At 65.5% G+C, this 13,897-nt stretch carries 13 protein-coding genes; 7 read left to right on the top strand and 6 right to left on the bottom strand.

Features of this window, described 5'->3' with window-relative positions:
• Window positions 1–110: 110 nt before the first annotated feature.
• The 7 genes from QMX85_RS08625 to QMX85_RS08595 all read left to right on the top strand — a co-directional run bounded on the left by QMX85_RS08625 (window position 111) and on the right by QMX85_RS08595 (window position 6,709).
• Window positions 111–2,078, top strand: coding sequence for a dynamin-like GTPase family protein (locus QMX85_RS08625; protein WP_282339867.1), 1,968 nt, complete (start codon window positions 111–113; stop codon window positions 2,076–2,078).
• 112 nt (window positions 2,079–2,190) lie between these two features.
• The gene (locus tag QMX85_RS08620; protein WP_273233777.1) at window positions 2,191–3,330 is read left to right on the top strand and encodes a homoserine O-acetyltransferase; all 1,140 of its coding nucleotides are present in this window, start codon (window positions 2,191–2,193) and stop codon (window positions 3,328–3,330) included.
• Window positions 3,331–3,332: 2 nt separating this feature from the next.
• Entirely contained in the window at window positions 3,333–3,953 is a 621-nt protein-coding gene (gene metW / locus QMX85_RS08615) for a methionine biosynthesis protein MetW (RefSeq protein ID WP_090224868.1), read from the top strand.
• Between the two features lie 29 nt (window positions 3,954–3,982).
• Window positions 3,983–4,402, top strand: a complete 420-nt coding sequence (locus QMX85_RS08610; protein ID WP_282339865.1) for a DUF4426 domain-containing protein — start codon at window positions 3,983–3,985, stop codon at window positions 4,400–4,402.
• Window positions 4,399–4,995, top strand: a complete 597-nt coding sequence (gene rdgB / locus QMX85_RS08605; RefSeq protein ID WP_282339863.1) for an RdgB/HAM1 family non-canonical purine NTP pyrophosphatase — start codon at window positions 4,399–4,401, stop codon at window positions 4,993–4,995. The genes QMX85_RS08610 and rdgB overlap by 4 nt, the downstream gene beginning before the upstream one ends.
• Window positions 4,992–6,182: a radical SAM family heme chaperone HemW gene (hemW, locus tag QMX85_RS08600; protein WP_282339861.1), complete on the top strand. Its 1,191-nt coding sequence runs from the start codon at window positions 4,992–4,994 to the stop codon at window positions 6,180–6,182. Before rdgB ends, hemW begins: the two co-directional genes overlap by 4 nt.
• A gap of 203 nt (window positions 6,183–6,385) precedes the next feature.
• The gene (locus QMX85_RS08595) at window positions 6,386–6,709 is read left to right on the top strand and encodes a DUF3392 domain-containing protein (protein ID WP_273233782.1); all 324 of its coding nucleotides are present in this window, start codon (window positions 6,386–6,388) and stop codon (window positions 6,707–6,709) included.
• 63 nt (window positions 6,710–6,772) lie between these two features.
• Here QMX85_RS08595 and QMX85_RS08590 read toward each other — a convergent pair whose 3' ends face one another.
• The 6 genes from QMX85_RS08590 to QMX85_RS08565 all read right to left on the bottom strand — a co-directional run bounded on the left by QMX85_RS08590 (window position 6,773) and on the right by QMX85_RS08565 (window position 13,889).
• Entirely contained in the window at window positions 6,773–7,663 is an 891-nt protein-coding gene (locus QMX85_RS08590) for an ABC transporter permease subunit (protein WP_282339860.1), read from the bottom strand.
• Window positions 7,660–8,541 carry an ABC transporter permease subunit gene (locus QMX85_RS08585; protein ID WP_282339926.1) on the bottom strand — a complete coding sequence of 294 codons (882 nt, stop codon included), beginning with the start codon at window positions 8,539–8,541 and terminating at the stop codon, window positions 7,660–7,662. Before QMX85_RS08585 ends, QMX85_RS08590 begins: the two co-directional genes overlap by 4 nt.
• A gap of 221 nt (window positions 8,542–8,762) precedes the next feature.
• Window positions 8,763–9,917, bottom strand: a complete 1,155-nt coding sequence (potA, locus tag QMX85_RS08580) for a polyamine ABC transporter ATP-binding protein (protein ID WP_282339859.1) — start codon at window positions 9,915–9,917, stop codon at window positions 8,763–8,765.
• Between the two features lie 50 nt (window positions 9,918–9,967).
• On the bottom strand, window positions 9,968–11,023 hold the full coding sequence (locus QMX85_RS08575; RefSeq protein WP_090225209.1) for a polyamine ABC transporter substrate-binding protein: 1,056 nt from the start codon (window positions 11,021–11,023) through the stop codon (window positions 9,968–9,970).
• A gap of 230 nt (window positions 11,024–11,253) precedes the next feature.
• Complete coding sequence (locus tag QMX85_RS08570; RefSeq protein ID WP_282339857.1) at window positions 11,254–12,351, bottom strand: polyamine ABC transporter substrate-binding protein; 1,098 nt, start codon at window positions 12,349–12,351, stop codon at window positions 11,254–11,256.
• Between the two features lie 164 nt (window positions 12,352–12,515).
• Window positions 12,516–13,889, bottom strand: a complete 1,374-nt coding sequence (locus tag QMX85_RS08565; protein ID WP_282339855.1) for an aspartate aminotransferase family protein — start codon at window positions 13,887–13,889, stop codon at window positions 12,516–12,518.
• Window positions 13,890–13,897: the final 8 nt, after the last annotated feature.

Raw genomic sequence — 13,897 nt, 5'->3', positions numbered from 1 at the left:
CTTACGGCCGGGCGATGCCGGCGCCGCGTTGAAGCCCTGCGTCGGCCTTCCCATAATCCAGGGGCGCCGCCGCATCGCGCCTCTCGCACACCGCCATCAGGATGCATCGAATGAGCATGGAACGCCTCAGCCAGCAGGTGGACGCCTACGTCGGATGGAAGCGCGAACTGATCCGCGAGATCATCCGCTACCGCAGCTGGCTGGCGAGCAACCGGCTCGGTTCCGACGCGGTGGAGGCCCGGCTCGAGCGCGCGCTGCGGCTGCTGCGCACCGACCACATCACCCTGGCCTTCGTCGGCGAGTTCTCGCGCGGCAAGAGCGAGCTGATCAACGCCCTGTTCTTCTCCCAATACGGCCAGCGCATGCTGCCCTCGCGCGCCGGGCGCACCACCATGTGCCCCACCGAGTTGTTCTTCGACCCGCGCTCCGAGCGTCCCTACATCCGCCTGTTGCCGATCGAGACGCGCATCTCCGCCACCCGCGTGGCGCAGTTCAAGCGGCTTCCGCGGCACTGGGTGAACATTCCGCTGGATGCCAGCGATCCGGACAACATGGCCCAGGCCTTCGCCCAGTTGGCGCAGTCCAAGCCGGTGCCGGTGGAACAGGCGATCGCCCTCGGCTTCCACCCCGACGCCCTGGAGCCCAGCGGCCGGCCCGGTGAAGTGCTGGTGCCGGCCTGGCGTCACGCCCTGGTGCACATCAATCACCCGCTGCTCCGCCAGGGCCTGCGCATCCTCGATACGCCCGGCCTCAACGCCCTGGGCAGCGAACCGGAGCTGACCCTGTCGATGCTGCCCGGGGCCCAGGCGATCATCTTCCTGCTCGCCGCCGACAGCGGTGTCAGCGCCAGCGACCTGGACATCTGGGAACAGCACATCCGGCAGATCGACGACGACACCCCGGTCAGCCTGTTCGCCGTGCTGAACAAGATCGACACGCTGTGGGACGACCTCGCCGGCGAGGGCTTCGTCGAAGCCAGCATCCGGCAGATCCAGGCTACCAGCGCCGGCCAGCTCGGCATCGAGGTCCAGGATATCCTGCCGCTTTCGGCCAAGCAGGCGCTGCTGGCCAAGGTCCGCGGCGACCGCGCGCTGCTCGAACGCAGCCGGCTGGGCGAACTTGAGGAACTGCTCTGCGAGCGCATCGTCGCGCAGAAGGAGCGGCTGCTCGAAGACCAGGTGGTCAACCAGGTGCTCGGCCTGCTCCACAACAGCCAGCACGTGCTGCAGCTGCGCCTGGAAAAAGCCCGCGAACAGCAGGCGCTGCTCGGCAGCCGTCAGCAGGACGACGGCCAGCTGCTGTTCGAGCTGACCGCGCGCACCCGCCAGGAGCACGCTCGCCACCACAAGCGCCTGCTCACCCTGAAGACCAACCAGCGCCTGCTCAAGCGCCAGGGCAATCTGCTGCGCGCGGCGTCGCGCCCGGAGCGTCTGGAGCAGCATCTGCAGGACGTTCGCCGCAACCTCACCGGTAGCTGGACCACGCTGGGCATCGGCCAGGCGATCCTCGGCTTCTTCGATGCGGTGGACACCGACCTGCACCATCTGCAGCAGGAGGCCGAGATGGCCAATAAGATGGTCGGCGCCCTCTACCGGCGGCACAACGAAGAAAACCCGCTGCACGGGATCGACGCGCCGCGCTTCGACGCCAGCCGCTACCTGCGCGAACTGCACCAGTTGCGGGTCAAGGCCGACCAGTTCCGCCTGCACCCGAAAACCCTATTCACCGAACAGCGCGCGCTGACCCGGCGCTTCTTCGCCACCCTTGCCCAGGAAGTTATCGGCCTGCACCGGCGCCTGCGCCAGGCCGCCGAACAATGGGCGAGCGATGCGCTGACGCCGTTGCTGCAGCACGCCCTGGAGCACAAGCAGGCGCTCGAGGGTCACATGCTGCAACTGCGCGAGCTGGCCCAGCGCTCCCGGCAGGTGCGCCAGCGCGGTCAGGTGCTCGAGCGCTATCTCGCCGACCTGGAGAAACAGCTGGCCCAGGCCAACGAGATGCTGCGCGTCCTCCGCCGCCCGGCGCCGATCCAGCGCCAGGCCAAGGTGGTCAGCCTGCCGGGAGCGATGCGCCTCTGACCGCAACGCTCGGCGGCGCCCGCCGCGCGATTTCCCGCTGCGCCGATACAGGGTGAATTGCCCGGCGCTTCCCTTTAGACTTTGCCGCCTTATTTCCGCGAGAGCAGGGTCGATGTCATCCGTCTTCCCCGATGATTCGGTCGGTCTGGTCAGCCCGCAGGTGATGACGTTCAGCGAGCCGCTGGCGCTGGCCTGCGGACGCGATCTGAACGGCTATCAGTTGGTCTACGAAACCTACGGCGAACTGAACGCGGCGCGCAGCAACGCCGTGCTGATCTGCCATGCCCTGTCCGGCCATCACCATGCCGCCGGCTACCACAGCGACAGCGAGCGCAAGCCCGGCTGGTGGGACAGCTGCATCGGCCCGGGCAAGGCCATCGACACGCGCAAGTTCTTCGTCGTCTCGCTGAACAACCTCGGCGGCTGCAACGGCTCGACCGGCCCCGGCAGCATCAATCCGGCCAGCGGCCGTCCGTATGGCGCCGACTTCCCGGTGGTGACGGTCGAGGACTGGGTGAACAGCCAGGCGCGCCTCGCCGATGCATTGGGCATCGCCCAGTGGGCGGCGGTGGTGGGTGGCAGCCTCGGCGGCATGCAGGCGATGCAATGGGCGATCAGCTACCCGCAGCGCATCCGCCACTGCCTGGCGATCGCCTCGGCGCCGAAGCTCTCGGCGCAGAACATCGCCTTCAACGAAGTCTCGCGCCAGGCGATCCTCTCCGACCCGCAGTTCCACGGCGGGCATTTCCAGGAACAGGGCGTGATCCCCAAGCGCGGGCTGATGCTGGCGCGCATGGTCGGCCACATCACCTACCTGTCGGATGACGCGATGGGCGAGAAATTCGGCCGCGAGCTGAAGACCGACAAGCTCAACTACGACTTCCACAGCGTCGAGTTCCAGGTGGAAAGCTACCTGCGCTACCAGGGCGAGGAATTCTCCGGGCGCTTCGACGCCAACACCTACCTGCTGATGACCAAGGCGCTGGACTACTTCGACCCGGCGGCGGCCCACGGCGGCGACCTGGCGCGGACCCTGGCGAAGGTCGAGGCGGACTTCTGCGTGATGTCCTTCACCACCGACTGGCGCTTCTCGCCGGCCCGCTCGCGGGAAATCGTCGAGGCGCTGATCGCCGCGAAGAAGAACGTCAGCTACCTGGAAATCGACGCCCCGCAGGGCCACGACGCCTTCCTCATGCCGATCCCGCGCTACCTGCAGGCGTTCGGCGGCTACATGAACCGGATTCTGGTGTAACCATGCGCGCCGACCTCGACATCATCCAGGACTGGATTCCCGCCGGCAGCCGCGTGCTCGACCTCGGCTGCGGCAACGGCGAACTGCTCGCCTGGCTGCGCGACAACAAGTCGGTGAGCGGCTACGGGCTGGAAATCGACCCCGGCAACATCGCCGAATGCGTGCGCAAGGGCGTCAACGTCATCGAGCAGGACCTCGACAAGGGCCTCGGCAACTTCGCCAGCAACAGCTTCGACGTGGTGGTGATGACCCAGTCGCTGCAGGCCATGCACTACCCGGACAAGGTGCTGGAAGAAATGCTGCGGGTCGGCAAGACCTGCATCATCACCTTCCCCAACTTCGGCCACTGGCGCTGCCGCTGGTACCTGGCGAGCAAGGGCCGCATGCCGGTGTCGGATTTCCTGCCGTACACCTGGTACAACACGCCGAACATCCACTTCTGCACCTTCGAGGACTTCGAGGCGCTCTGCCACAAGTTGCAGGTGCGCGTTCAGGACCGCCTGGCGGTCGACCGCGAGCACCGCCACAGCCTCGGCAGCCGGCTGTGGCCCAACCTGCTCGGCGAGATCGGCATCTACCGGGTCTGCGGCCCGAGCGTGGCCGACGCGCTGATCGCCGTCTGAATCCCGATCATCACCCTGGAGCCCCGACCATGCGCCGCCTGACCCTGTTCCTCGTAGCCCTCTGCCTCGCCGTGCCGGCGCTGGCCGAACGCAAGCAAAGCTTCGGCGCGCTGGACGTGCATTACAGTGCGTTCAACTCCAGCTTCCTGCAGCCGGACGTGGCCGCCGCGGCCGGCCTGGTACGCAGCAAGCAGCAGGGTGTGCTCAACGTCGCCCTGGTCGAGGCCGGCAAGCCCGTCGCCGGCGAGGTGCGTGGCGAAGTGAAGGACCTGCTCGGCAAGCGCACCGCGCTGACCTTCCGCCAGGTCCGGGAGGGCGACTCGATCTACTACCTCGCGCAGTTCCCCATCGAGTCGCGGGAAATGCTCGCCTTCTCGCTGAAGGTCAAGGCCGCCGGCGGCGCCGAGCAAAGCCTCGACTTCTCCCAGGAAATCTTTCCGGACGAATGAACATGTTCAACGAACTGGTCCTCGCCAGCCACAACGCCGGCAAACTCAAGGAACTCCAGGCCATGCTAGGCGCCAGCGTGAAGCTGCGCTCGGTGGGCGAGTTCAGTCCGGTGGAACCGGAGGAAACCGGCCTGTCGTTCGTCGAGAACGCCATCCTCAAGGCGCGCAACGCCGCGCGGCTGTCCGGATTGCCGGCGCTGGCCGACGATTCCGGGCTGGCCGTGGACGTCCTCGGCGGCGCGCCGGGCATCTATTCGGCGCGCTATGCCGACGGCCAGGGCGATGCGGCGAACAATGCCAAGTTGCTGCTGGCGCTCAAGGACGTGCCGGAAGCCGAGCGCGGCGCGCAGTTCGTCTGCTGCCTGGCGCTGGTGCGGCATGCCGACGACCCGTTGCCGATCCTCTGCGAAGGGCTCTGGCACGGCCGCATCCTCAACGAAGCGCGCGGCGCCCACGGCTTCGGCTACGACCCGCTGTTCTGGGTGCCAGAGCGCAACTGCTCCAGCGCCGAGCTGGGCCCGGTCGAGAAGAACCAGATCAGCCACCGCGCGCTGGCGATGGCGTTGTTGAAGCAGCGCCTGGGCCTGGAATGAAGCCGGTGCCCGCGTCCCCCGCCCCGGAGGGCGCGGCCCAGGGCCCACGGTTCCAGCTCCCGCCCCTGGCGCTGTACATCCACATTCCCTGGTGCGTGCGCAAATGCCCGTACTGCGACTTCAACTCCCACGCCGCCGGCCCCGAGCTTCCGGAAGACGCCTACGTCGATGCCCTGCTGGCGGACCTTGAGCTCGATCTGGTCCATGTCCACGGCCGTCCGCTGAGTTCGATCTTCTTCGGCGGCGGCACCCCGAGCCTGTTTTCCGCCCGCGCGCTGGGGCGTCTGCTGCGGGGCGTCGAGCGTCGCGTGCCGTTCGCCGAGGACATCGAGATCACCCTGGAAGCCAATCCCGGCACCTTCGAGCAGGCCAAGTTCGTCGACTACCGCGCGCTGGGCATCAATCGCCTGTCGATCGGCGTGCAGAGTTTCCAGGCCGCGAAGCTCAAGGCGCTGGGGCGTATCCACGACGGCGACGAGGCAATCCGCGCCGCCGACATGGCCCGCGCCGCCGGCTTTGACAACTTCAACCTCGACCTCATGCACGGCCTGCCGCAGCAGTCGCTGGAGGACGCGCTGGCCGACCTGCGCATCGCCATCGCCCAGGCGCCGACGCACCTGTCCTGGTATCAGCTGACCATGGAGCCGAACACGGTGTTCTGGAGCCAGCCGCCGGAGCTGCCCGAGGACGACACCCTGTGGGATATCCAGGAAGCCGGCCAGGCGCTGCTCGCCGAACACGGCTATGTGCAGTACGAAACCTCGGCCTACGCCCGGCCCGGGCGCCAGGCGCGGCACAACCTGAACTACTGGAGCTTTGGCGACTTCCTCGGCATCGGCGCCGGCGCCCACGCCAAGCTCAGCGGCCCGAACGGCGATATCCGCCGCACCTGGAAGACCCGTCTGCCGAAGGATTACCTGGATGCCGGCAAACCCTTCCAGGCCGGCGAGAAGCGGCTGCTCGCCGAGGACCTGCCGTTCGAGTTCATGATGAACGCCCTGCGCCTGGTCGATGGCGTGCCGGCCGAGCGCTTCACCGAACGCACCGGCCTGCCGCTGTCGAGCATCGCCAGTGCCTGCGCCGGGGCACGCCAGGCCGGCCTGCTGGATGAAGACCGGGGCCGGCTGCGGCCCACCGCGCATGGCCAGCTGTTCCTTAACGATCTGCTGCAGCGCTTCCTGCCCTGAAGGTCCAGGCGCCCACATGAGTGTGTCGAAAAGCGGCTTGCGGCAGACGCATTTCAGCGCGGTGCGCAGGGCGAGCGGAGCGGGTAATGCGCATTGGCACCCCGTAAACTCCACGCCCTGGGTTTTTCGCCTTCCCGACCCTCGCTCGCCGGACCGTGCACGGACCTGAGCGCGCCCCGTCCACCCCCACTCAAGGAGCATGCATGGACTTCGTACTCGACCTGATCGCCACCCTCTCGCGCTGGTGCCGCGGGCACCTTTCCGAGATCGCCATGGCGCTGATGGCGACGCTGCTGGTGCAGTTCGGCCCGTCGATCAACGCCTGGGTGCAACGCTCGGTCGGCAGCCTGAACTTCGTCCTGCGCACGCTGATCTTCGTGCTGGTCTGCGCCGTGGGCTATGGCCTGGCGATGGTCTTCTTCACGCCCTGGGTGGCCAAGGGCCTCGGCTACTTCAACAACTACACGCTGGCGCCGGTGTTGCTGCTGGTGTTCTTCCTGATCGGCGTGCTGGCCGACCGCAGCTGACACGGTGCCGTTCGCCGGATGAAAAAAGGGCCACTCGCGTGGCCCTTTTCCGTGGCGGTCGACTCAGCCCTGGCTGGGCGGCGACACAGGCGCCGCCTGCGGACGCCAGCTCTGCCCGCCGGTTTCCGCTTCCATCGCCTGCTGGATCGCGCGCTTGCGCTTCTCCTCGGCGCGTCGGGCGAAGAACCAGGCGAAAAAGGTGAAGATCGACACCACCAACAGGATCAGGCTGGCGACGGCGTTGATCTCCGGCTTCACGCCCAGGCGCACGGCGGAGAACACCTCCATCGGCAGGGTCGTGGAGCCGGGCCCGGACACGAAGCTGGCGAGCACCAGGTCGTCGAGCGACAGCGCGAAGGACATCATGCCGCCCGCCGCCAGGGACGGCGCGATCATCGGAATGGTGATCAGCAGGAACACTTTCCACGGCCGCGCGCCGAGGTCCATCGCCGCTTCCTCAATGGACAGGTCCAGCTCGCGCAGCCGCGCCGACACCACGATCGCCACGTAGGACGCGCAGAACGTGGTATGGGCGATCCAGATGGTGACGATGCCGCGCTCCTGAGGCCAGCCGATCAGTTGCGCCATGGCCACGAAGAGCAGCAGCAACGACAGACCGGTGATCACTTCCGGCATCACCAACGGCGCGGTGACCAGGCCACCGAACAGCGTGCGCCCGCGGAACTGCGGGATGCGGGTGAGCACGAAGGCCGCCATGGTGCCCAGCACCACCGCCGCGATGGCTGTGTAGCAGGCGATCTCCAGAGAGCGCATTACCGCGCCCATCAGTTGGCTGTTGTCGAGCAGACCGGCGTACCACTTCACGGACCAGCCGCCCCATACGGTGACCAGCTTGGACGCGTTGAACGAGTAGATCACCAGGATCAGCATGGGCGCATAGATGAACAGTAGTCCGGCCCAGAGCATGAGCGTGGTCAGGCGGAAGTTCTTCATGCCTTGCCCTCCAGCTCTTTGGCCTGGTTCCTGTTGAAGAGGATGATCGGCACGATCAGCACCGCCAACATCACCACCGCCAGGGCGGACGCAACCGGCCAGTCGCGGTTGTTGAAGAACTCCTGCCAGAGCACCTTGCCGATCATCAGCGTCTCCGGCCCGCCGAGCAGTTCGGGGATGACGAACTCGCCGACCACCGGGATGAACACCAGCATGCTGCCGGCAATGATGCCGTTCTTCGACAGCGGCACGGTGATCTTCCAGAAGTTGTTCAGATTGCTCGAGCCCAGGTCGGACGCGGCTTCCAGCAGGCTGTGGTCGTGCTTCACCAGGTTTGCGAAGAGGGGCAGGATCATGAACGGCAGGTACGAATAGACCACGCCGATGTATACCGCCAGGTTGGTGTTGAGAATCCGCAGCGGTGTATCGATCAGGCCGATATCGAGCAGGAAGCCATTGAGCAGGCCGTTGCTGCTGAGGATGCCCATCCAGGCGTAGACGCGGATCAGGATCGCGGTCCAGGTCGGCATCATGATCAGCAGCAGCAGCGTGGTCTGCGACTCCTTCTTCGCCCGCGCCATGGCGTAGGCCATCGGGTAGCCGATCAGCAGGCAGACGACGGTGCTGATCGCCGCCATCTTCAACGAGCCGAGGTACGCCGCCAGGTACAGCTCGTCCTCGGTGAGGAACAGGTAGTTACCCAGGTTGAGGATGATTTCCAGCTTCTGCTCGGCGTAGCTGTAGATCTCGGTATACGGCGGGATCGCCACGTCGGCTTCGGCGAAGCTGATCTTCAGGACGATGAAGAACGGCAGCAGGAAGAACAGGAACAGCCACAGGAACGGCCCGCTGACCACCGCCGCGCGCCCCGGATTCAGGTGGCTGAAGCGGCTGAACAGCAGCGCCACGCCGACGTACACCGCGGCCACGGTCGCCAGCACCACCAGCAGCGTGCAGATCTGGTTGATCGACAGCCCGAGCGCCTGCCAGAAGGTCCCGGCCGGACCGATCAGATTGAGCAGCGTCACCGCGCCGATGATCACCAGCGCCGCCGCGACGACCACGATCCCGCGGTCATTGAGTGGGTTCGTGAGTTTGCTCATGACTGCAGCACCACGCCGCTATCGTCCTCCCAGTAGACCACGACCGGATCGTCCCAGGTCGGCCGCTTGCCGCGACGCTCGGCGTTGGCGATGAAGGCCTGGACGATCTGCCCGGACGCCAGCTTGATGTAGTACACCGAGTGGCCGCCGAGGTAGGCGATGTCGTGCACGATACCGTTGGACCAGTTGTAGGTCGGGTGTTCGTGATCGGCCGGCAGCTGGCTGGCGATCAGCAGTTTTTCCGGACGCAGGGCGTAGGTCATCCTGGTTTCCTGGGCGCGGGTACTGATGCCGTGGCCGATGTAGATCGGGTTGTCCAGGGCGGGACAGTCGATCACCGCGTGGTCGGCGTCATCGGTGACGATCTCGCCGTCGAACAGGTTGACGTTACCGATGAACTCGCAGACCAGCCGACTCGCCGGGGTCTCGTAGATGTCCACCGGGCTGCCGATCTGGGCGATCCAGCCGAGGTGCATGATGGCGATCCGCTGGGCCATGGTCATGGCCTCTTCCTGGTCGTGGGTCACCATCACGCAGGTCACGCCGACGCGCTCGATGATCTGCACCAGCTCGAGCTGCATCTGCGAGCGCAGCTTCTTGTCCAGCGCCCCCATCGGCTCGTCGAGCAGCAACAGCTTCGGCCGCTTGGCCAGCGAACGGGCCAGCGCCACGCGCTGGCGCTGGCCGCCGGAGAGCTGGTGCGGCTTGCGCTTGGCGTACTGGGTCATGTGCACCAGCTTGAGCATTTCTTCGACACGCTCGTCGATCTGCTCCTTGGACAGCTTGTCCTGCTTGAGGCCGAAGGCGATGTTCTGCGCCACGGTCATGTGCGGGAACAGCGCGTAGGACTGGAACATCATGTTGATCGGCCGCTCGTAGGGCGGCATGTCGGTGATGTCCACGCCGTCCAGCAGGATGCGCCCCTCGGTGGGCCGCTCGAAGCCGGCGAGCATGCGCAGCAGTGTCGACTTGCCCGAGCCCGAGCCGCCCAGCAGGGCGAATATCTCGCCGCGGTTGATGGTCAGCGAGACGTCGTCGACGGCGACGGTTTCATCGAATTTCTTGGTGATGCGGTCTATTTTCACCAGCACTTCTTTCGGCTGCTGGTCGCCCTCGAGGGCTTTCTTGTAGGCGCTGGAGGCAACGGCCATGGGCTAACTCCCGGGAAAAATAGAGCCCGGCCAGAAGGCCGGGCGGACACTCACTTGCCAGTCTTGATGGTGGTCCAGCTACGGGTCTGCATGCGCAGGACCTTGGGCGGAAGCTCGGCCTGAACGTAGAGCTTGTCGAGGACCTCCTGCGGCGGATAGATACCGGGATTGTTCAGGACCTCCTGGTCCATCAGCGGGCCGGACGCCGGAGTCGGGTTGGCGTAGCCGACGTAGTCGCTGATCTTCGCCACCACCTCCGGCTGCATGATGTAGTTCATGAAGGCATGCGCCTCCTTGACGTTCTTCGCGTCGGCCGGGATCGCCATCATGTCGAACCACAGGTTGGCGCCTTCCTTGGGGATGGCGTAGGCGATGTTGACGCCCTTGCCGGCCTCTTCGGCGCGCGACTTGGCCTGGAAGATGTCGCCGGAGAAGCCCACCGCGACGCAGATGTTGCCGTTGGCCAGGTCGCCGATGTACTTCGAGGAGTGGAAATAGGTCACGTAGGGGCGCACGGCGAGCAGCTTGGCCTCGGCCTTCTTGTATTCCTCGGCGCTCTGGCTGGCCGGGGACATGCCCATGTAGTTGAGCATCGCCGGCAGCACTTCATCCCCGGAATCGAGGAAGGACACGCCGCACTTGCTCAGCTTCTTCATGTTTTCCGGCTCGAACACGGTGGCCCAGGAGTCGATGTGGTCGACGCCGAGCGCTTCCTTGATCTTGTCGACGTTGTAGCCGATGCCGGTGGTGCCCCACATGTACGGCACCGCGTACTGGTTGCCGGGGTCGTTGACCTCGAGCTGCTTGAGCAGCTTGGGATCGAGATTCTTCCAGTTGGGCAGCTGCGACTTGTCGAGCTTCTGGAATGCCCCGGCCTTGATCTGCTTGCCGAGGAAGTGGTTGGACGGCACGACCACGTCGAACCCGGTGCGGCCGGCGAGCAGCCTGCCTTCGAGGGTTTCGTTGGAGTCGAAGACGTCATAGATCGGCTTGATGCCGGTGGCCTTCTCGAAGTCGGCGAGGGTGGTTTCGCCGATGTAGTCGGACCAGTTGTAGATGTGGACGGTGGATTCGGCCTGGGCGGTGGCGATCAACCCGAGGGTCATGGCGGCGCCGAGCAGCGTTTTGTGGAAATCGATTTTCACACGTATTTCCTCGTTCCTTGGTCAGTCGTCGGAGCCTCGCGGCCCGGTTCGCGGTCAGCCTTGCACGCATCCGGTCTCCGCCTGGCGGACGCCGTGTGCGAGGGGTGGAACGCCGCAGCTGGCGCCGCGGCACGTCACGGCCGCCGGCGAACGCTCCGCTGTTGGCAGAACGCGCCGGAGACCATTGCTGCTTACTTGCCCGACTTGATGGCGGTCCAGCTGCGGGTCATCGCGCGCTGCACTTTCGCCGGCAGGTCCGGGAAGGCGTAGAGCTGCTTCATCACCTCAGGCGTCGGGTAGATGCCCGGGTCGGTGCGGATTGCCTCGTCCACCAGTTCGGTGGCGGCGGCGTTGCCGTTGGGGTAGGACACGTAGTTGCTGATCTCGGCGATCACGTCCGGCTTGAGCAGGAAGTTGATGAACTTCAGCGCGCCTTCCGGGTTTTCCGCGTCTTTCGGAATCGCCACGGTGTCGAAGAAGGCACCGGCGCCTTCTTTCGGGATGTTGTACAGCACCTTCACGCCGTTCTTGGCTTCTTCGGCGCGGGATTTGGCCTGGTAGATGTCGCCCGAGTAACCGATGGCCACGCAGATGTTGCCGTTGGCGAGGTCGCCGATGTACTTCGAGGAGTGGAAATAGGTGATCGACGGACGCACCTTGAGGAACAGCGCCTCGGCTTCCTTGAGCTCCTTGGGGTCCTGGCTGTCCGACTTGTAGCCCAGGTAGTGCAGGGCGGCCGGCAGGATTTCGGTCGGCGAATCGAGGAAGCTCACGCCGCAGCCCTTGAGCTTGGCGATGTTTTCCGGCTTGAACACCAGGTCCCAGGAATCGACCGGCGCGTTGTCGCCCAGCGCGGCCTTGACCTTGTCGGCGTTGTAGCCGATGCCGATGGTGCCCCACAGGTAGGGAATCGCGTACTGGTTGCCCGGGTCGCTGATTTCCAGGGTTTTCATCAGGTCGGGGTTGAGGTTTTTCCAGTTCGGCAGCTTGGACTTGTCCAGCGGCTGGTAGACGCCGGCCTTGATCTGCTTGGCCAGGAAGGAGTTGGACGGCACCACCACGTCGTAGCCAGCCTTGCCGGCGAGCAGCTTGGCTTCGAGCACTTCGTTGCTGTCGTAGACGTCGTAGACGACCTTGATGCCGGTTTCCGCGGTGAACTTGGCGATGGTGTCTTCGGCGATGTAGTCGGACCAGTTGTACACGTGGAGGACTTTGTCGTCGGCCTGCGCCGCGCTGAACGCCATGCCCGCGAGGGACAAGGCGAGAAGGGTCTTGCCGATTTTTTTCATGCCTACAGCTCCTGTTGTCTGAAAAGTCCGAGCCTGGCTCCCGTCACCCCCAGGGTGAGCCCGACCAGCGCCTGCGCAGTCTGGCAAGGGACGGGGCGCGTTTACAACGTTCGCCGTGGCAAAAGTCACTGCCGAGGCAAAAGTCATTCCCGCGCCCTCGCCTCTCAACCCAGCACGGCGCTGGCGGTGAGATCGAGGCAGGTGCGCGCCTTGGTCACCAGTTCATCGATCTCCGCCTTGCTGATCACCAGCGGCGGCGAAATGATCATGGTGTCGCCGACGGCCCGCATGATCAGACCGTTGTTGAAGCAGTGTTCGCGGCATTGCATGCCGACGCCCAGGTCGCCGAAGCGCTCGCGGGTCGCCTTGTTCTTCACCAGTTCCAGCGCTCCGACCATGCCGACGCCGCGGGCTTCGCCCACCAGCGGGTGATCAGCCAGCTCCCGCCAACGTTTTTGCAAGTATGGTGCCGTTTCCGCCTTGACCGTTTCGACGATGCGTTCCTCCTTGAGGATGCGCAGGTTTTCCAGCGCTACCGCCGCCGCTACCGGATGCCCGGAGTAGGTGAAGCCGTGGTAGAACTCGCCGCCGTGGTTGAGCACTTCGACGACCTCGTCGCGCACGATCACGCCGCCCATGGGGATGTAGCCGGAGGTCAGGCCCTTGGCGATCGGCATCAGGTCCGGTGCGTTGCCGTAATGCTGGCTGCCGAACCACTCGCCGGTGCGGCCGAAACCGCAGATGACCTCGTCGGCGACGAACAGGATGTCGTAGCGGGCGAGGATTTCGCGAATCTTCGGCCAGTAGGAGTCCGGCGGCACGATGACCCCGCCGGCGCCCTGGATCGGCTCGGCGATGAAGGCCGCGACGTTGTCCACGCCGAGCTCGAGAATCTTCTGCTCCAGTTGCTCGGCGACCTTGATGCCGAACGCTTCGGCCGACAGGTCGCCGCCCTCGCCGTACCAGTACGGCTGGTCGATGTGGACGATGCCGGGAATAGGCAGGTCGCCCTGACCGTGCAGAGCCTTCATTCCGCCCAGGCTGACTCCGGCGACGGTGGAGCCGTGGTAGCCGTTCCAGCGACCGATCACCACCTTCTTCGACGGCTTGCCCTTGGTCGCCCAGTAGTGACGAACCATGCGCAGCACGGTGTCGTTGGCTTCCGAGCCGGAACCGGTGAAGAACACGTGGTTCATGCCTTCCGGGGCGATGTCGGCGATCGCCTTGGCCAGTTCGATCACCGGCGGGTGGGCGGTCTGGAAGAACAGGTTGTAGAACGGCAGCTCCTGCATCTGCTTGTAGGCCGCATCGGCCAGTTCCTTGCGCCCGTAACCGACGTTGACGCACCACAGGCCGGCCATGCCGTCGAGGATCTTGTTGCCCTCGCTGTCCCAGATATAGACGCCGTCGGCGCGGGTGATGATCCGCGCGCCCTTGGCGTTGAGCTGCTTGTAGTCGGTGAACGGCGGCAGATGGTGATCGCGGCTGAGCGCTTGCCACTGCTGGGTCTGCGCATTCTTGATCGGTTGCATGGACATTCCTCCTG

The organism is Pseudomonas sp. PS02288, assembly GCF_029959715.1.
GTDB lineage: Bacteria > Pseudomonadota > Gammaproteobacteria > Pseudomonadales > Pseudomonadaceae > Pseudomonas_O > Pseudomonas_O kuykendallii.
The sequence above is the reverse complement of the archived record's forward strand: the minus strand, read 5'-3'. Positions and strand labels throughout refer to the sequence as shown.

Bases quoted from the DNA above. Each gene is read 5' to 3' on its own strand.
- metW (WP_090224868.1), top strand. From the start codon at position 3,333: ATGCGCGCCGACCTCGACATCATCCAGGACTGGATTCCCGCCGGCAGC.
- hemW (WP_282339861.1), top strand. From the start codon at position 4,992: ATGAAGCCGGTGCCCGCGTCCCCCGCCCCGGAGGGCGCGGCCCAGGGC.
- QMX85_RS08565 (WP_282339855.1), bottom strand. From the start codon at position 13,889: ATGTCCATGCAACCGATCAAGAATGCGCAGACCCAGCAGTGGCAAGCG.
- rdgB (WP_282339863.1), top strand. From the start codon at position 4,399: ATGAACATGTTCAACGAACTGGTCCTCGCCAGCCACAACGCCGGCAAA.
- QMX85_RS08610 (WP_282339865.1), top strand. From the start codon at position 3,983: ATGCGCCGCCTGACCCTGTTCCTCGTAGCCCTCTGCCTCGCCGTGCCG.
- QMX85_RS08570 (WP_282339857.1), bottom strand. From the start codon at position 12,351: ATGAAAAAAATCGGCAAGACCCTTCTCGCCTTGTCCCTCGCGGGCATG.
- QMX85_RS08590 (WP_282339860.1), bottom strand. From the start codon at position 7,663: ATGAAGAACTTCCGCCTGACCACGCTCATGCTCTGGGCCGGACTACTG.
- QMX85_RS08625 (WP_282339867.1), top strand. From the start codon at position 111: ATGAGCATGGAACGCCTCAGCCAGCAGGTGGACGCCTACGTCGGATGG.
- QMX85_RS08620 (WP_273233777.1), top strand. From the start codon at position 2,191: ATGTCATCCGTCTTCCCCGATGATTCGGTCGGTCTGGTCAGCCCGCAG.
- QMX85_RS08575 (WP_090225209.1), bottom strand. From the start codon at position 11,023: ATGACCCTCGGGTTGATCGCCACCGCCCAGGCCGAATCCACCGTCCAC.
- QMX85_RS08595 (WP_273233782.1), top strand. From the start codon at position 6,386: ATGGACTTCGTACTCGACCTGATCGCCACCCTCTCGCGCTGGTGCCGC.
- potA (WP_282339859.1), bottom strand. From the start codon at position 9,917: ATGGCCGTTGCCTCCAGCGCCTACAAGAAAGCCCTCGAGGGCGACCAG.